At 71.3% G+C, this 12,748-nt stretch carries 10 protein-coding genes and 1 tRNA gene; 3 read left to right on the top strand and 8 right to left on the bottom strand.

What is annotated here, in order from left to right; genetic code table 11:
- Positions 1-181: 181 nt before the first annotated feature.
- The 7 genes from ACFYZ4_RS13855 to galU form a co-directional block, all read right to left on the bottom strand.
- A tRNA-Ala gene (locus ACFYZ4_RS13855) sits at positions 182-255 on the bottom strand.
- A gap of 78 nt (positions 256-333) precedes the next feature.
- A complete protein-coding gene (locus tag ACFYZ4_RS13850; RefSeq protein WP_351288169.1) occupies positions 334-1,368 on the bottom strand; it encodes a hypothetical protein in 1,035 nt (344 codons plus the stop codon).
- Between the two features lie 169 nt (positions 1,369-1,537).
- Positions 1,538-2,179, bottom strand: coding sequence for a GNAT family N-acetyltransferase (locus ACFYZ4_RS13845; RefSeq protein ID WP_390784021.1), 642 nt, complete (start codon positions 2,177-2,179; stop codon positions 1,538-1,540).
- Positions 2,176-2,733 (bottom strand): molybdenum cofactor biosynthesis protein B, encoded by a 558-nt coding sequence (locus ACFYZ4_RS13840; protein ID WP_384348024.1) that lies wholly within the window; start codon positions 2,731-2,733, stop codon positions 2,176-2,178. The genes ACFYZ4_RS13845 and ACFYZ4_RS13840 overlap by 4 nt, the downstream gene beginning before the upstream one ends.
- 74 nt (positions 2,734-2,807) lie before the next feature.
- Entirely contained in the window at positions 2,808-3,287 is a 480-nt protein-coding gene (moaC, locus tag ACFYZ4_RS13835) for a cyclic pyranopterin monophosphate synthase MoaC (protein WP_030706954.1), read from the bottom strand.
- Positions 3,288-3,361: 74 nt separating this feature from the next.
- Entirely contained in the window at positions 3,362-4,720 is a 1,359-nt protein-coding gene (gene glp / locus ACFYZ4_RS13830; RefSeq protein ID WP_351590729.1) for a gephyrin-like molybdotransferase Glp, read from the bottom strand.
- A gap of 4 nt (positions 4,721-4,724) precedes the next feature.
- On the bottom strand, positions 4,725-5,627 hold the full coding sequence (gene galU, locus ACFYZ4_RS13825; protein WP_390783978.1) for a UTP--glucose-1-phosphate uridylyltransferase GalU: 903 nt from the start codon (positions 5,625-5,627) through the stop codon (positions 4,725-4,727).
- Between the two features lie 93 nt (positions 5,628-5,720).
- Between galU and ACFYZ4_RS13820 the strand changes: the two genes are divergently transcribed.
- Entirely contained in the window at positions 5,721-6,335 is a 615-nt protein-coding gene (locus ACFYZ4_RS13820) for a 5-formyltetrahydrofolate cyclo-ligase (RefSeq protein WP_390783977.1), read from the top strand.
- Here the strand turns inward: ACFYZ4_RS13820 and ACFYZ4_RS13815 are convergent.
- Complete coding sequence (locus ACFYZ4_RS13815; RefSeq protein WP_390783976.1) at positions 6,330-9,203, bottom strand: penicillin acylase family protein; 2,874 nt, start codon at positions 9,201-9,203, stop codon at positions 6,330-6,332. The genes ACFYZ4_RS13820 and ACFYZ4_RS13815 overlap by 6 nt on opposite strands.
- A gap of 215 nt (positions 9,204-9,418) precedes the next feature.
- On the opposite strand from ACFYZ4_RS13815, the gene ACFYZ4_RS13810 reads away from it, so the two are divergent.
- Together ACFYZ4_RS13810 and ACFYZ4_RS13805 are read left to right on the top strand one after the other, a co-directional pair.
- Complete coding sequence (locus ACFYZ4_RS13810) at positions 9,419-10,945, top strand: potassium/proton antiporter (RefSeq protein WP_351288246.1); 1,527 nt, start codon at positions 9,419-9,421, stop codon at positions 10,943-10,945.
- 366 nt (positions 10,946-11,311) lie between these two features.
- Positions 11,312-12,712 (top strand): MFS transporter, encoded by a 1,401-nt coding sequence (locus ACFYZ4_RS13805; protein WP_351288154.1) that lies wholly within the window; start codon positions 11,312-11,314, stop codon positions 12,710-12,712.
- Positions 12,713-12,748 lie beyond the last annotated feature (36 nt).

Raw genomic sequence — 12,748 nt, 5'->3', positions numbered from 1 at the left:
CCACTGGCCGAAGGAATGCAGGGGGTTTACCGGCCGGTACGCTCCCACCGCAAAAGCACCGGGACGGCACCGGGACGGCACCGGGACGGCACCGGGACGGCACCGGGAGGGCACTGGAAGGGCATCGGGAAAGCAGAAGATCCCGCCCGATCTTGCGATCGGACGGGATCTTCATCGTCTGTGGACCTGTGGGGATTTGAACCCCAGACCCCCTCGATGCGAACGAGGTGCGCTACCAGACTGCGCCACAGGCCCTTGCGACGTGTGAAACATTAGCATCCCCCCGCGGCTGCTCCAAAACGCGTTTCCCGGAGCGTCCGTGCAGGTCACCGATCACTCGTTGGCGGCGCGCGGGCGGTCGTCGCTCTCGTACTGGTCGAACAGCGGGGTGCGGCCGCCGGCCTGGCCGCGGGGGCGCGGGGTGGTCTGCGGCTTCGCGTCCGGCTTGGGGGCCGCGGGCTGGGCGCGCAGGCGGGGTTCCGTCGGCTCGGCCGTGCTGGAGCGGGTCGCGCTCCAGGCGTCCGGGGCCGCCGGGCCGGTGGCGCGGGGAGCGACCGGGGCCGTCACGTACGTCGGCAGCGGGACCGGGACCGGCTCCCAGCTGTCACCGCGGGCGGGGCCGCGCTCGCGTTCGCGCTGCTGGTCCACCCACTCGGCGTGGTCGGTCTGCTCGACGAGCGCGCGCCGCCCGGCCTCCTGCGGGGAGACCGGTGGCGCAGGGTCCGGTTCGGCGCCCGCGGGGGCGGGCTCCCCCTGGTCGCGGCGGCGCGGCCGGTTCTCGCGCAGCTGCCGCGCGGCCGCCTCGGCGCGGCGCCGGTCCATCGTGAACTCGTAGCGCCGCCGCTCCTGGACCCGCAGGTGCACGATGTACGCGCTCAGCAGGAGGGCGGGCACCGCGGGGGCCCACAGGAAGCGCAGACCGCCCACGGCCGCGACGACCGCGCCGAGGGTGAAGACGAGGAAGAGGAGCGCGGTGGTGCGCCGGCGGCGGGCGAGGACCTGGAGGCGCTGTTCGCGCCGGGCCCGCTCGGCGCGCTGCTCCCGCTCGGCGGCGGCCGGTCTCGGCTCCGCCCTGGTCGCGGGCACGACAACGGCCCGGGCGTCGGCGTCGACGGAATTCACCTTTTCCGTCGCGGCGTCCGGGTCCGCGTGGGGCTGGGCCCCCGCCTCCTCGTCACCGCGCTCACGCAGCCCCTTGGCGTAACGGCGCTCCATTCCCGCCCGGCCGGAAAGCAGCCGAATGGCAGTGGAGAAGCGTTCCGTCGGACGGGCCTCGTTCAGCTCGTCCTGCCTCCGGAGCCACATGGGCACCAAGTAGGCGGCCCAGGCCCCGACAATGACTGCGTAGATGAGGCCGCTGCTGCTCACACCTCACACCGTAGAGGGGCGCGGGCGGGAGGATCGGCCAATTGGGCCGGTGTGTCGCGCGATCTCGCTGATATCACGGACTTTTTTTGTGATTCTTCGGATCAGGTTATGGGCGAATCGGTCCCCGGCCCCTTGCCGCGCTCATTAATTCGAACAGATATTCGGTTATCTATTTCGGCGGTGCCTTCGGCGGTGTCTTCGTGTGCCGGGACCGGTGCCAGCGGCGCAGCAGCCCCTCCGGCACCTCCTCCGCCGTGACCGCGTAGACGAGGTGGTCGCGCCAGGCCCCGTCGATGTGCAGGTACCGCGGACGCATTCCCTCCTCGCGCAGCCCCAGCTTCTCCACGACCCGCCGGCTCGGCCCGTTCTCGGGGCGGATGCACACCTCGATCCGGTGCAGGCCGACCTTCCCGAAGCAGTGGTCCACCGCCAGCGCGACCGCCGTGGGCATCACTCCGCGGCCCGCCACCTCGCGGTCGACCCAGTAGCCGACGTGTGCCGCGCACATCGAGCCCCAGGTGATCCCGGCGACGGTCAGCTGGCCCACCAGGCGGCCCTGGTACTCGATGACGAAGGGCAGCATCCGGCCCGCGTTCGCCTCCGCCCGCAGATGGCGGACCATCTGGCGGTACGTGGGCCGCTGTATCACCGGCCCCCACGGCGCGGGCGGCGGAATCGTCGCCTCCCACGGCCGGAGCCAGTCGCGGTTGCGCCGGTTGACCTCGCGCCAGGCCTTCTGGTCCCGCAGTCTTATCGGCCGGAGGGTCACGTCGCCGTCCGTCAGGACGACCGGCCAGGTGGGGCCGTTCAGCTCGCGCTCCCGGAGGGTCCCGCCGGTCTGGGGTGGTCGCCGCCCCGGATCTGGTCCACGGCGTGCGGAAGGATGCGGGAGAGGACGGCGAGGCCGTCGCGCACCCCGCCCGTCGAACCCGGCAGGTTGACGATGAGGGTGCGCCCCGCGACTCCGGCGAGGCCCCGGGACAGGGCCGCGGTCGGCACCTGCGCCAGGCCTTCGGCGCGGATGGCCTGCGGGATCCCGGGGATCTCGTAGTCCAGTACGCGCGCGGTGGCGTCCGGGGTGCGGTCCGTCGGCGAGATGCCGGTCCCGCCGGTGGTCAGGATGACGTCGTAGCCGTCGGCCACGCCCTCGCGCAGCGCCTGCTCGACGGGGTCGCCGTCCGGGACGACCCGCGGGCCGTCCACCGAGAAGCCGAGCTCCTCCAGCGCCTGGGCCAGCAGCGGGCCGCCCTTGTCGGCGTACACGCCCTGCGAGGCCCGGTTCGAGGCCGTGACGACGAGCGCCCGGCCCGTGGCTGCGGGGGCGGCTGCCGGTGCGACCGCGGCCGCCGGTGAGGTCGCGGTCACGGTCGCGGAGACGGGTTCCGGGGTCTGCGAGGCGTGGCCCACGTGGCTGTGCACCTCACCGCCGCGCGGGGCGTTCACGAGCGCGCCCAGTCGCCGGACTTGCCGCCGGTCTTCTCCTCCACCCGGACGTCCGTGATGACCGCGCCCTTGTCGACCGCCTTCACCATGTCGATCACAGTGAGACCGGCGACCGCGACGGCGGTCAGCGCCTCCATCTCGACGCCCGTACGGTCGGTCGTCTTCACGGTGGCGAGGATCTCGACGGCGTCGTCGGCGACCTTGAGGTCGACCTTCACGCCGGAGACCGCCAGCGGGTGGCAGAGCGGGATCAGGTCGGGGGTCTTCTTCGCCCCCATGATCCCGGCGATCCGCGCGGTGGCGAGGGCATCGCCCTTGGGGACGCCCTCGCCGCGCAGCAGCTCGATCACCCGGGGGGAGACCAGAACCCGTCCACTGGCCCGGGCCGTCCGGGTGGTGACGTCCTTCTCGGAGACGTCGACCATCCGGGCCGCACCGGCCTCGTCGATGTGGGTCAGCCTGCTCTGCGTGCTCATACTCTGCGCGTCGCTTCCGTCCGGGCCCCCGGGGGGCCTGTGTGGTGCAACACGCTACCCGCACCGGCCGCACTTCAGCCGAGCAGGACCACTTCCAGCTCGGTGCCCGGCTCCACCGAGGTGACGTCCTCCGGTACGACCATCAGCGAGTCGGCGTGCGCCAGCGCGGCGATCAGATGGGAGCCCGATCCGCCGACCGGGCTGACCGTGCCGCTCTCCGCGTCGTACTTGCCGCGCAGGAACTGGCGGCGGCCGGCCGGGGAGCCGAGCGCCTTGTCGGCCGTCAGCACCGCCCGGACGCTCGGCCGCCGGACCTCGGGCTCCGGCAGGCCCATCAGGGTGCGGATCGCGGGGCGCACGAACAGCTCGAAAGAGACGTACGAGGACACCGGGTTGCCGGGCAGGGCCAGCAGCGGGGTGTGGTCCGGGCCGATCGTGCCGAAGCCCTGCGGCTTGCCGGGCTGCATGGCGAGCTTGCGGAAGTCGATCCCGCCGCCCTCCACGTCCCCGGAGGACTCGTCCCCCGAGCCGACGGAGGACAGCGCCTCCTTGACCACGTCGTACGCGCCGACGCTGACCCCGCCCGTGGTGACCAGCAGGTCGGCACGGATCAGCTGGTCCTCGATGGTGGCGCGCAGGATGTCGGCGTCGTCCGCGACGGCGCCGACGCGGTAGGCGATGGCGCCAGCGTCCCGCGCGGCCGCGGCGAGCGCGAAGCTGTTGGAGTCGTAGATCGTGCCCGAGGTGAGCGCCTCGCCGGGCTGGACCAGCTCGCTGCCGGTGGACAGGACCACCACGCGCGGCCGCGGCCGGACCCGGACGGTGCCGCGCCCGATGGCGGCCAGCAGGGCGATCTGCGGCGGCCCGAGGACGGTCCCGGCGGCCAGCGCCAGGTCACCGGCCTGTACGTCGCTGCCGCGCGCGCGGACGTGCGCCCGCGCCTCGGCGGCGCGGTGCACCCGCACCTCGCCGCCCGCGTGCTCGGGGGCGGCGCTGGCCGGGGTCATCCCGGCGGCCGCTCCGCCGCCCGTGCCGCCGTCGGTCCACTCCACCGGCACGACGGCTTCCGCACCGGGCGGCAGCGGGGCGCCGGTCATGATCCGGGCGGCCTCGCCGGGGCCCACGGTGGGCAGCTCACCGCTGCCCGCCGCGACGTCCCCGATGACCGTCAGCACCGCAGGGAACTCCTCGCTCGCACCCTGGACGTCGGCCGTGCGGACGGCGTAGCCGTCCATGGAGCTGTTGTCGAAGGGCGGGAGGGCGACGGGCACGGTGACGTCCTCGACGAGGACACAGCCCTGGGCGTCCAGCAGCTGGAGCTCGATGGGCTCCAGCGGCCGGACGGCCGCGAGGACGTCCGCGAGGTGCTCGTCCACGGACCACAGACGGTGGCCGCCCGCCGGTCGTGGATGCTGCGGTGCGGAACTGCTCAAGGTGCTACATCTCCTCCGTGACGTAACGGTGAAGCCAGGTGCGGAACTCGGGGCCGAGGTCCTCGCGCTCGCACGCGAGGCGGACGATGGCCCGCAGGTAGTCGCCGCGGTCCCCGGTGTCGTAGCGACGGCCCCGGAAGACCACGCCGTGCACCGGGCCGCCGACGGTCTCGTCGGCGGCAAGCTTCTGCAGGGCGTCGGTGAGCTGGATCTCCCCGCCGCGGCCCGGCTCGGTCTCCCGCAGTATGTCGAAGATCGCGGGGTTGAGGACGTAGCGTCCGATCACCGCGAAGTTGCTGGGCGCGTCCTCGGGCTCCGGCTTCTCGACGAGGCCGGTGATGCGGACCACGTCCTGCTCGTCGGTGGCCTCGACGGCGGCGCAGCCGTAGAGGTGGACGCTGGCCGGGTCGACCTCCATGAGGGCGATGACGGTGCCGCCGGTGCGGGCGTAGATGTCGGCCATCTGACGCAGCAGCGGGTCGCGCGGGTCGATGAGGTCGTCACCGAGGAGAACGGCGAAGGGCTCGCGGCCGACGTGCGGCTCGGCGCAGAGCACGGCGTGACCGAGGCCACGCGGGTCGCCCTGGCGGACGTAGTGCATGGTCGCGAGGTCGCTGGATTCCTGGACCTTCTTCAGGCGGTCGTCGTCGCCCTTGGCGATGAGGGCCGACTCCAGCTCGTAGTTCCGGTCGAAGTGGTCTTCCAGGGCACGCTTGTTACGCCCAGTGATCATGAGGACATCGTCGAGCCCGGCCGCGACGGCCTCCTCCACCACGTACTGGATGGCCGGCTTGTCCACAACCGGGAGCATTTCCTTCGGGGTCGCCTTGGTCGCCGGAAGGAAGCGGGTACCGAGGCCAGCGGCCGGAATCACGGCCTTCTTGATCACGGGGTGCAACATAGTCATGCCCCGAACGATAGTGGGTCCTGCCGAACGTCAGACGAGATCCCAGTAGGTAGATCCACGTATGACCCGATTCGCAAGGATATTTGATTTCTCGTGACCGAGAACCCGCCCACCGCGTCCGCCAAGGCCGGACTGCGCCGCGAACTCCTCGCCGCCCGCCGCGCCTTGTCCCCCGAAGCCTGCCGCACGACGGCCGCCGCACTCGCCGTCAGGGCCCTCGAACTGCCCGAACTGGCCGACGCGCAGACGGTGGCGGCGTACGTCTCCGTCGGCACCGAACCCGGTACCCGCGCACTCCTCGACACCCTGCGCGCAGCCGGCAAGCGCGTGCTGCTGCCCCTGCTGCTGCCCGACAACGACCTCGACTGGGCGGCGTACGAAGGCCCGCAGAGCCTCGCCGAGACCGCCCACCCCGGGAAGATGCGCCTACTGGAGCCCACCGGGCCGGCGCTCGGCCCCGACGCGGTGACCGCGGCCGACACCGTGCTGCTGCCCGGCCTCGCGGTCGACGGGCGCGGGATGCGGCTGGGCCGCGGCGGAGGCTCGTACGACCGCGTGCTGGAACGGCTGGAGCGCGCCGGGGCCCATCCCGCGCTCGTGGTGCTCCTCTACGACGACGAGGTGGTCGCGCGGGTCCCGGAGGAACCGCACGACCACCCCGTACAAGCGGTGGCGACCCCGTCGGGGGTGCGCCGCTTCAGCTCATGAACCGGCCGGCTTGAGGGTCAGGGTGTCGACCGTGGCCTTCTCGACGGCGTCCTTGCCGAAGGGCCACTCCAGCAGCTCGCCCTTGGCCCACATCGTCGTCTGGTCCGTGTAGTGGGAGTTGTACGCGTGCCCCGAGGCGCCCGTCAGGTTGATCCAGCGGGACTTGTCGAGGTCGTTGAGGTTCACGACCATCCGCATCGACGGCACCCACGTGACCCCGTACCCGCTGGAGGCGTTCCAGCCGGTGGCGTTGACGGTGGCCTCGCCGCCGCCCAGGTTCCACGGGCCGCGGTTGAGGAGCCACTGCATGAAGCCGGGGCCCTCGGTGCCGATCGTCTGGTTCTTCAGGTTCAGCTGGTGCAGCCGGCCCCAGCTCCAGGTGGACTGGTCCTTGCCGAGCTTGGCGGTGAGCTCCCAGCGGGCGTCCTTCATGGCCCGGGCGAAGAGCTCGTCGCGGGTGGCGGTCGCGGGCTGGGTCAGGGTCCGGGGCGAGCTCCACCACTGCGACTTCTCGTCCTTGACCAGGCGGCGGACCACCTCGAACCAGCGGTCGCCGCCGTCCGGCTGCGCCGAGTCGGGGCCGCGGGTGCCGCATTCGCGGACGGTCTTGGCGAGGTCGTCGGCGGGGCCGGTGCCGTTGCCGAGGACGTTCATGCAGCTGCCCTCGATCCGCAGCTCCTTGGGCATCTTGTCGCCGAAGGACAGCTTGAGGATGTTGCGCCAGACCGCGTTGAAGTAGGCCGCGGCCGCCGAGTCGGGCTCCTGGGTGTAGTTCCAGCCGTCCAGCAGCTTCTGCGCTGCGCGCACGCCCGGGTCGGAGACCTGGATCTTCGCCAGCATCGGGGTCAGCAGCGCGGCGATCTCGCTGCTGTTGTCCATCTGCATGGTGCGCATGTCGTCGGTCGAGATCTTCCCGCCGTCCTTGATCTTCGCCTCGATGAGGTCGTTGATCCGCTGGCTGCGGGCGCCGTAGCCCCAGTCGGTGGTCAGCAGGTACGGGTACTTGCCCGCGCCGGTCCCGCTCTCCACGACGGCCTGGTTGGCGGTGACGATGTAGCCGCGCGACGGGTTGGAGTCGAAGGGCATCTCGCTCTGCGGGATGTAGCCGACGTTGCCGTCCTTGCCGCCCTTCCAGGCGTACTTGGAGTCCCAGCCGGGTGTGGGCATCCGGCCGTCGCCCTGGCCGCGCATCGGGATGCGGCCCGGGGCCTGGTAGCCGATGTTGCCGTTGAGGTTCTTGTTGTCGGCGTAGATCAGGTTCTGCGAGGGCACGTCGAAGTCGGCGGCGGCCTTGCGGAAGTCGTCGAAGGTCTTGGCGCGGTTGAGCCTGAAGACCGAGTCCATGGTCTTGCCCGGGTCCAGCGCGGTCCAGCGCAGGGCGACGGCGTAGCCGTCGCCGCGGTCGGGGGCGGAGCTGGCGACGGGGGCGCGGGTGCCGACCGTGGCGAGCTCCTCGCTGCGGTCGGAGACGAGCGGGCCGTTGTTGGTGGTGCGGACGGTGATCTTCTTGCTGTCACCGCCCGCGACCTTGATGACCTCTTCACGGGTGGTGAAGGGGAGCACCTTGCCGTCGTAGACGTAGCCCTCGGGCTTGACCTGCTCCAGGAAGAGGTCGGTGACGTCGGCGCCGAGGTTGGTCATGCCCCAGGCGATGTCGGCGTTGTGGCCGATGACCACGCCCGGCATGCCGGAGAAGGTGTAGCCGGCCACGTCGTACTGGCACTGGGCCGAGACGGTGCGGCAGTGCAGGCCCATCTGGTACCAGACCGAGGGCAGCTGCGGGGACAGGTGCGGGTCGTTCGCGAGCAGCGGCTTGCCGGTGGTCGTGTACTTGCCCGAGACGACCCAGGAGTTCGAGCCGATGCCGCTGCCGTTGGGGCCGAGGATCGCGGGGACCTTGTCCAGGGTGGCGGCGAGGGCGGTCAGGTGGTCGCGCAGGCCCACGGTCGCGCCCTGGGCGGTGACGTTGTCGGCGAGGCCGGTTCCCGCGGCCGTTCCGGTGCCGGCTCCCGTGCCGGCCGAGCCGGTGGAGGCCTGGGAGCCCAGGGCGGTGCCGCTGCCCGAGCCGGTGCCGTTGGAGCCGGTGGAGCCCGTCGAGCCGGAGCCCTGGGGCGTGTACTTGCCGCCCTCGACCTTGCCGCCCTCGACGATCGGCTTGTTGCGGTCGAAGGGGTACGGCGGGTAGAGCTCGTCGATCTGCGCCTGCGAGAGCTTGCTCGTCATCAGCGCGCGGTCGATCTCGTCCTGCATGTTGCCGCGCAGGTCCCACGCCATCGCCTTGAGCCAGGCCACCGAGTCCACCGGCGACCACTGCTCGGGCTGGTAGTCGTCGCTCAGCTTGAGCGCCGCGTGCTCGACGGAGAGGTCCTTGCCGGACTTCCCCTTCAGGTACGCGTTGACCCCGTCGGCGTAGGCCTGCAGATACTTCTTGGTCTCGGGCGACAGCTTGGTGTCGTACTCGGCCTGGGCGACCTGGCGCCAGCCGAGCGTGCGCAGGAAGGCGTCGGTCTCGACCTGGCCGGAGCCGAACATCTCCGAGAGCCGCCCGGAGGTCATGTGGCGGCGTACGTCCATTTCCCAGAACCTGTCCTGGGCGTGCACGAATCCCTGCGCGCGGAAGAGGTCGTCGTCGTTGTCCGCGTAGAGCTGCGGAATGCCGTGGGCATCGCGCTTGACGTCGACGGTCCCGGTCAGGCCGGGCACCTTGAGGGAGCCGGTGGTCTGGGGGAAGGAGGCGCGCACGCTGTCGACGCCCCAGTACGCCCCGTAGCCGAGGCCCGCGAAGAGCGCCAGGACCAGTACGAGCACGATCAGACGGGCGCGTCGCCCCTTCTTCTTGGCGGGAGGAGCGGTTTCGTTGGCGGGCATCGCTGTCCTTAGAGGGGCAGGGTGGTCCTGGGAGTGCTGGGAGCAACCATAGGCGCAGGACCGACTTCGTTGATCCTCCAGGGGTAGAGGTCCGAACGACAGGGGCGAACAGGCGTTTCACAATGTGGGTATCGCGTAAAGGGAGCGTCAAAGATTAGGTAAGGTAACGAACTACTTGCCGAACTTGTCGCCGGGAGGATCGATCCGCCGGGCGCATTGAGGAGGGCCGCCCGCTGACTGTCCACACGCTCAATGAGCTACTGCTGGTCTGCTCGCTCGTACTGCTCGTCGCAGTCGCGGCGGTGCGCGTCTCGTCACGCAGCGGCCTGCCCAGCCTGCTCATCTACCTCGGCATAGGCGTCGCGATAGGCCAGGACGGCATAGGCAACGTCGTATTCGACAATGCCGAGCTGACCCAGGTCATCGGCTACGCCGCACTCGTGGTGATCCTCGCCGAGGGCGGTCTGGGCACGAAGTGGAAAGAGATCAAGCCGGCCTTGCCGGCAGCGATCATGCTGTCCCTGGTGGGCGTCGCGGTCAGCGTGGGCGTGACGGCGGCGGGAGCGCATTACCTGGTCGGACTGGAATGGCGGCAGGCCCTCCTGATCGGCGCGGTCGTCTCCTCGACCGACGCGGCGGCCGTCTTCTCGGTGCTGCGGAAGGTCCCGCTGCCCGCCCGGATCACGGGCGTCCTGGAGGCCGAGTCCGGCTTCAACGACGCACCCGTCGTCATCCTGGTGGTGGCCTTCGCCACCGTCGGCCCGGTGGACGAGTGGTACGTCCTGCTCGGCAAGATCGCGCTGGAGCTGGCCATCGGCGTCGCGATCGGCCTGACCGTGGGCTTCCTGGGCTCGTACGGCCTGCGGCACGTCGCCCTGCCCGCCTCCGGCCTCTACCCGATCGCCGTCATGGCCATCGCCATCACGGCGTACGCGGCCGGCGCGATCGCGCACGGCTCCGGCTTCCTCGCGGTGTACCTGGCCGCGATGGTCCTCGGGAACGCGAAGCTCCCGCACTGGCCGGCCACCCGGGGGTTCGCGGACGGGCTCGGCTGGATCGCCCAGATCGGCATGTTCGTGCTGCTGGGCCTGCTGGTGACCCCGCACGAGCTGGTCAACGACTTCTGGCCCGCCGTGGTCATCGGGCTGGTGCTCACGATGGTGGCGCGGCCCCTGGAGGTCTTCGTCAGCCTGCTGCCCTTCCGGATCCCGTGGCAGGAGCAGGCCCTGATGTCGTGGGCGGGCCTGCGCGGCGCCGTGCCCATCATCCTGGCGACCATCCCGATGGTGACCGGGATCGAGGGCAGCGACCGCGTATTCAACATCGTCTTCGTCCTGGTCGTCGTCTACACCCTGGTGCAGGGGCCGACCCTGCCCTGGGTGGCGCGCAAGCTGAACCTGGGGAAGGGCGAGGAGACCGCCTCCGACCTCGGCATCGAGTCGGCGCCGCTGGAGAAGCTGCGCGGACACCTGCTGTCCTTCGAGATCCCGCCGGCCTCGCGGATGCACGGCGTGGAGGTGAGCGAGCTGCGGCTGCCGCCGGGGGCCTCGGTCACGCTGGTGGTCCGGGACGCGAAGAGCTTCGTACCGCTGCCGTCGACCGTGCTGCGGCGCGGGGACGAGCTGCTGGTGGTGGCCACGGATCCGGTCCGGGACGCGGCCGAGGCACGGCTGCGGGCAGTGGCGCGGGGCGGCAAGCTGGCGGGGTGGCTGGGGACGGGGAACGGGACCGGATCGCGTTAGAGCGACGTTCTAATTCGCTATTTTCGGTGCGATCTGCCCGATTTGATCCCTATTTCCAAGCCTCTCACGGACGAAGCTGCCGTTAATCGCAGGTGAAGACACGGGTTGTCAGCGCAATCACAGGGCGTGGTAGTGGGATCGCCTGTACGATGAAGGCACAACAGATCGAACCAACTCTGCCTGACGCAGAGCTGGCGCGACCGCAAAGCGGCCGTGGCACCCTCCCGCAGTGGGCGCCCAGGTATCACTCGGTTCTGCGCAAGAGGACAGCTCTCGGGGCTCCCACATGTACGGGTGCGGCCGCTCACAAGGCGAAGCACCGTCCGCAGACGGGGACGCTCTACCAGGCAGCGGAAAGGCAAGGCCGTGACATCCGCGGTCACGACCGACAACTCCGCCCGCCCCGGCTACGGACAGCTTCTGCGCACGCCCGGTGCCCTCGGCTTCGTACTTCCCGGCTTCGCAGCGCGCCTCCCCTTCGGAATGCTGACCATCAGCATCCTGCTGCTGGTCCAGCACACCACCGGTTCCTACGGCAGCGCCGGCATCGTCGCCGCCGTCACCGGCGTCTCGATGGCGCTCTCCGCCCCCCTGATGGGCATCTTCACCGACCGCCTCGGCCAGAGCGCCGTCCTGGTCCCCGTGGTCCTCGCGCACTCCGCCGCCGTCAGCGGCCTGGCCGCGCTCGCCCTCCTGGGCGCTCCGGTCTGGGCGCTGGCCCTCGCCGCCATCCCCGCCGGCGCCTCGGTGCCGCAGGTCGGCCCGATGGTCCGGGCCCGCTGGGCCGCCAGGCTGGAGGGCTCGCCGCTGCTGCCCACGGCCGCCGCCTTCGAGTCCGTCACCGACGAGTTCACCTTCGTCGTCGGCCCGGTCCTCGCGACCGCCCTGTGCACCGGCGTCCACCCGGCGGCCGGCCTGGTCACCGAGGCCACGCTGACGCTGCTCGGCGGCCTGCTCTTCGCGGCCCGTCGCGCCACCCAGCCCAAGCCGCACGCCCCGTCGGCCAACGGCGAGAAGCGCGCCTTCGCGCTGTCCTTCCCGGGCCTGCGCGTCCTGATCTTCGCCTTCCTCGGGATCGGCGCCGTCTTCGGCGGCATGCAGGTCTCGCTCGCCGCCTTCTCCAACGAGATCGGCAACCCCGGGGCCAACGGCCTGCTCTACGGCGTCTTCGCCGCCGGCAACATGATCGCCGGCATCGCCATGGGCGCCGTCGCCTGGAAGATCGGCCCGCGTCGCCGGCTGATCGTGGGCTACATCGGTCTCACCGCCGCCGCGTCCGTCCTGTGGGCCGCCCACTCGATGATCCTGCTGGGCGCCCTCGGCCTGGTCGTGGGCCTGTTCATCGCCCCGGCGCTGATCACCGGCTACACGATGGTCGAGCAGCTGGTGCCCGCCAACGCCCGGACCGAGGCCTTCACCTGGCTGACCGGTTCGATCGCCTTCGGTCAGGCCATCGCGGTCACGCTGGCCGGCCGCCTGACGGACGCGCACGGTTCCTCGTACGGCTTCCTGGTGCCCATGGCCGCCACCGCGCTCGCACTGACCACCCTGCTGGCGCTGCGCGGGAAGCTGGCCCCGAAGGCCCCGAGCCGGATCGTGAGCGCGTCCGAGCCGGCGGCCTCGGCCGCCGCCCCGGCCACTGCTCCGGCCACTGCTCCGGTCGCCGCTTCGGCCGCGACGGCGGGCCCGAACGCCTCCGCGTCGGCCGCCCGTAACCGGGTGAACGAGCGTGGGATGGGTCACCGCGTGCCGGTGACGGTGGACTGATCCGCCGGAATACGTCACCATGGAGCGTCGTTAGCA

It is taken from the genome of Streptomyces sp. NPDC001513, from assembly GCF_042894695.1.
GTDB lineage: Bacteria > Actinomycetota > Actinomycetes > Streptomycetales > Streptomycetaceae > Streptomyces.
Note: the sequence above shows the minus strand (reverse complement) of the source record. Positions and strands in the feature narration are given on the sequence as shown.

Bases quoted from the DNA above. Each gene is read 5' to 3' on its own strand.
- moaC (WP_030706954.1), bottom strand. From the start codon at position 3,287: ATGAGCACGCAGAGCAGGCTGACCCACATCGACGAGGCCGGTGCGGCC.
- ACFYZ4_RS13815 (WP_390783976.1), bottom strand. From the start codon at position 9,203: ATGCCCGCCAACGAAACCGCTCCTCCCGCCAAGAAGAAGGGGCGACGC.
- galU (WP_390783978.1), bottom strand. From the start codon at position 5,627: ATGACTATGTTGCACCCCGTGATCAAGAAGGCCGTGATTCCGGCCGCT.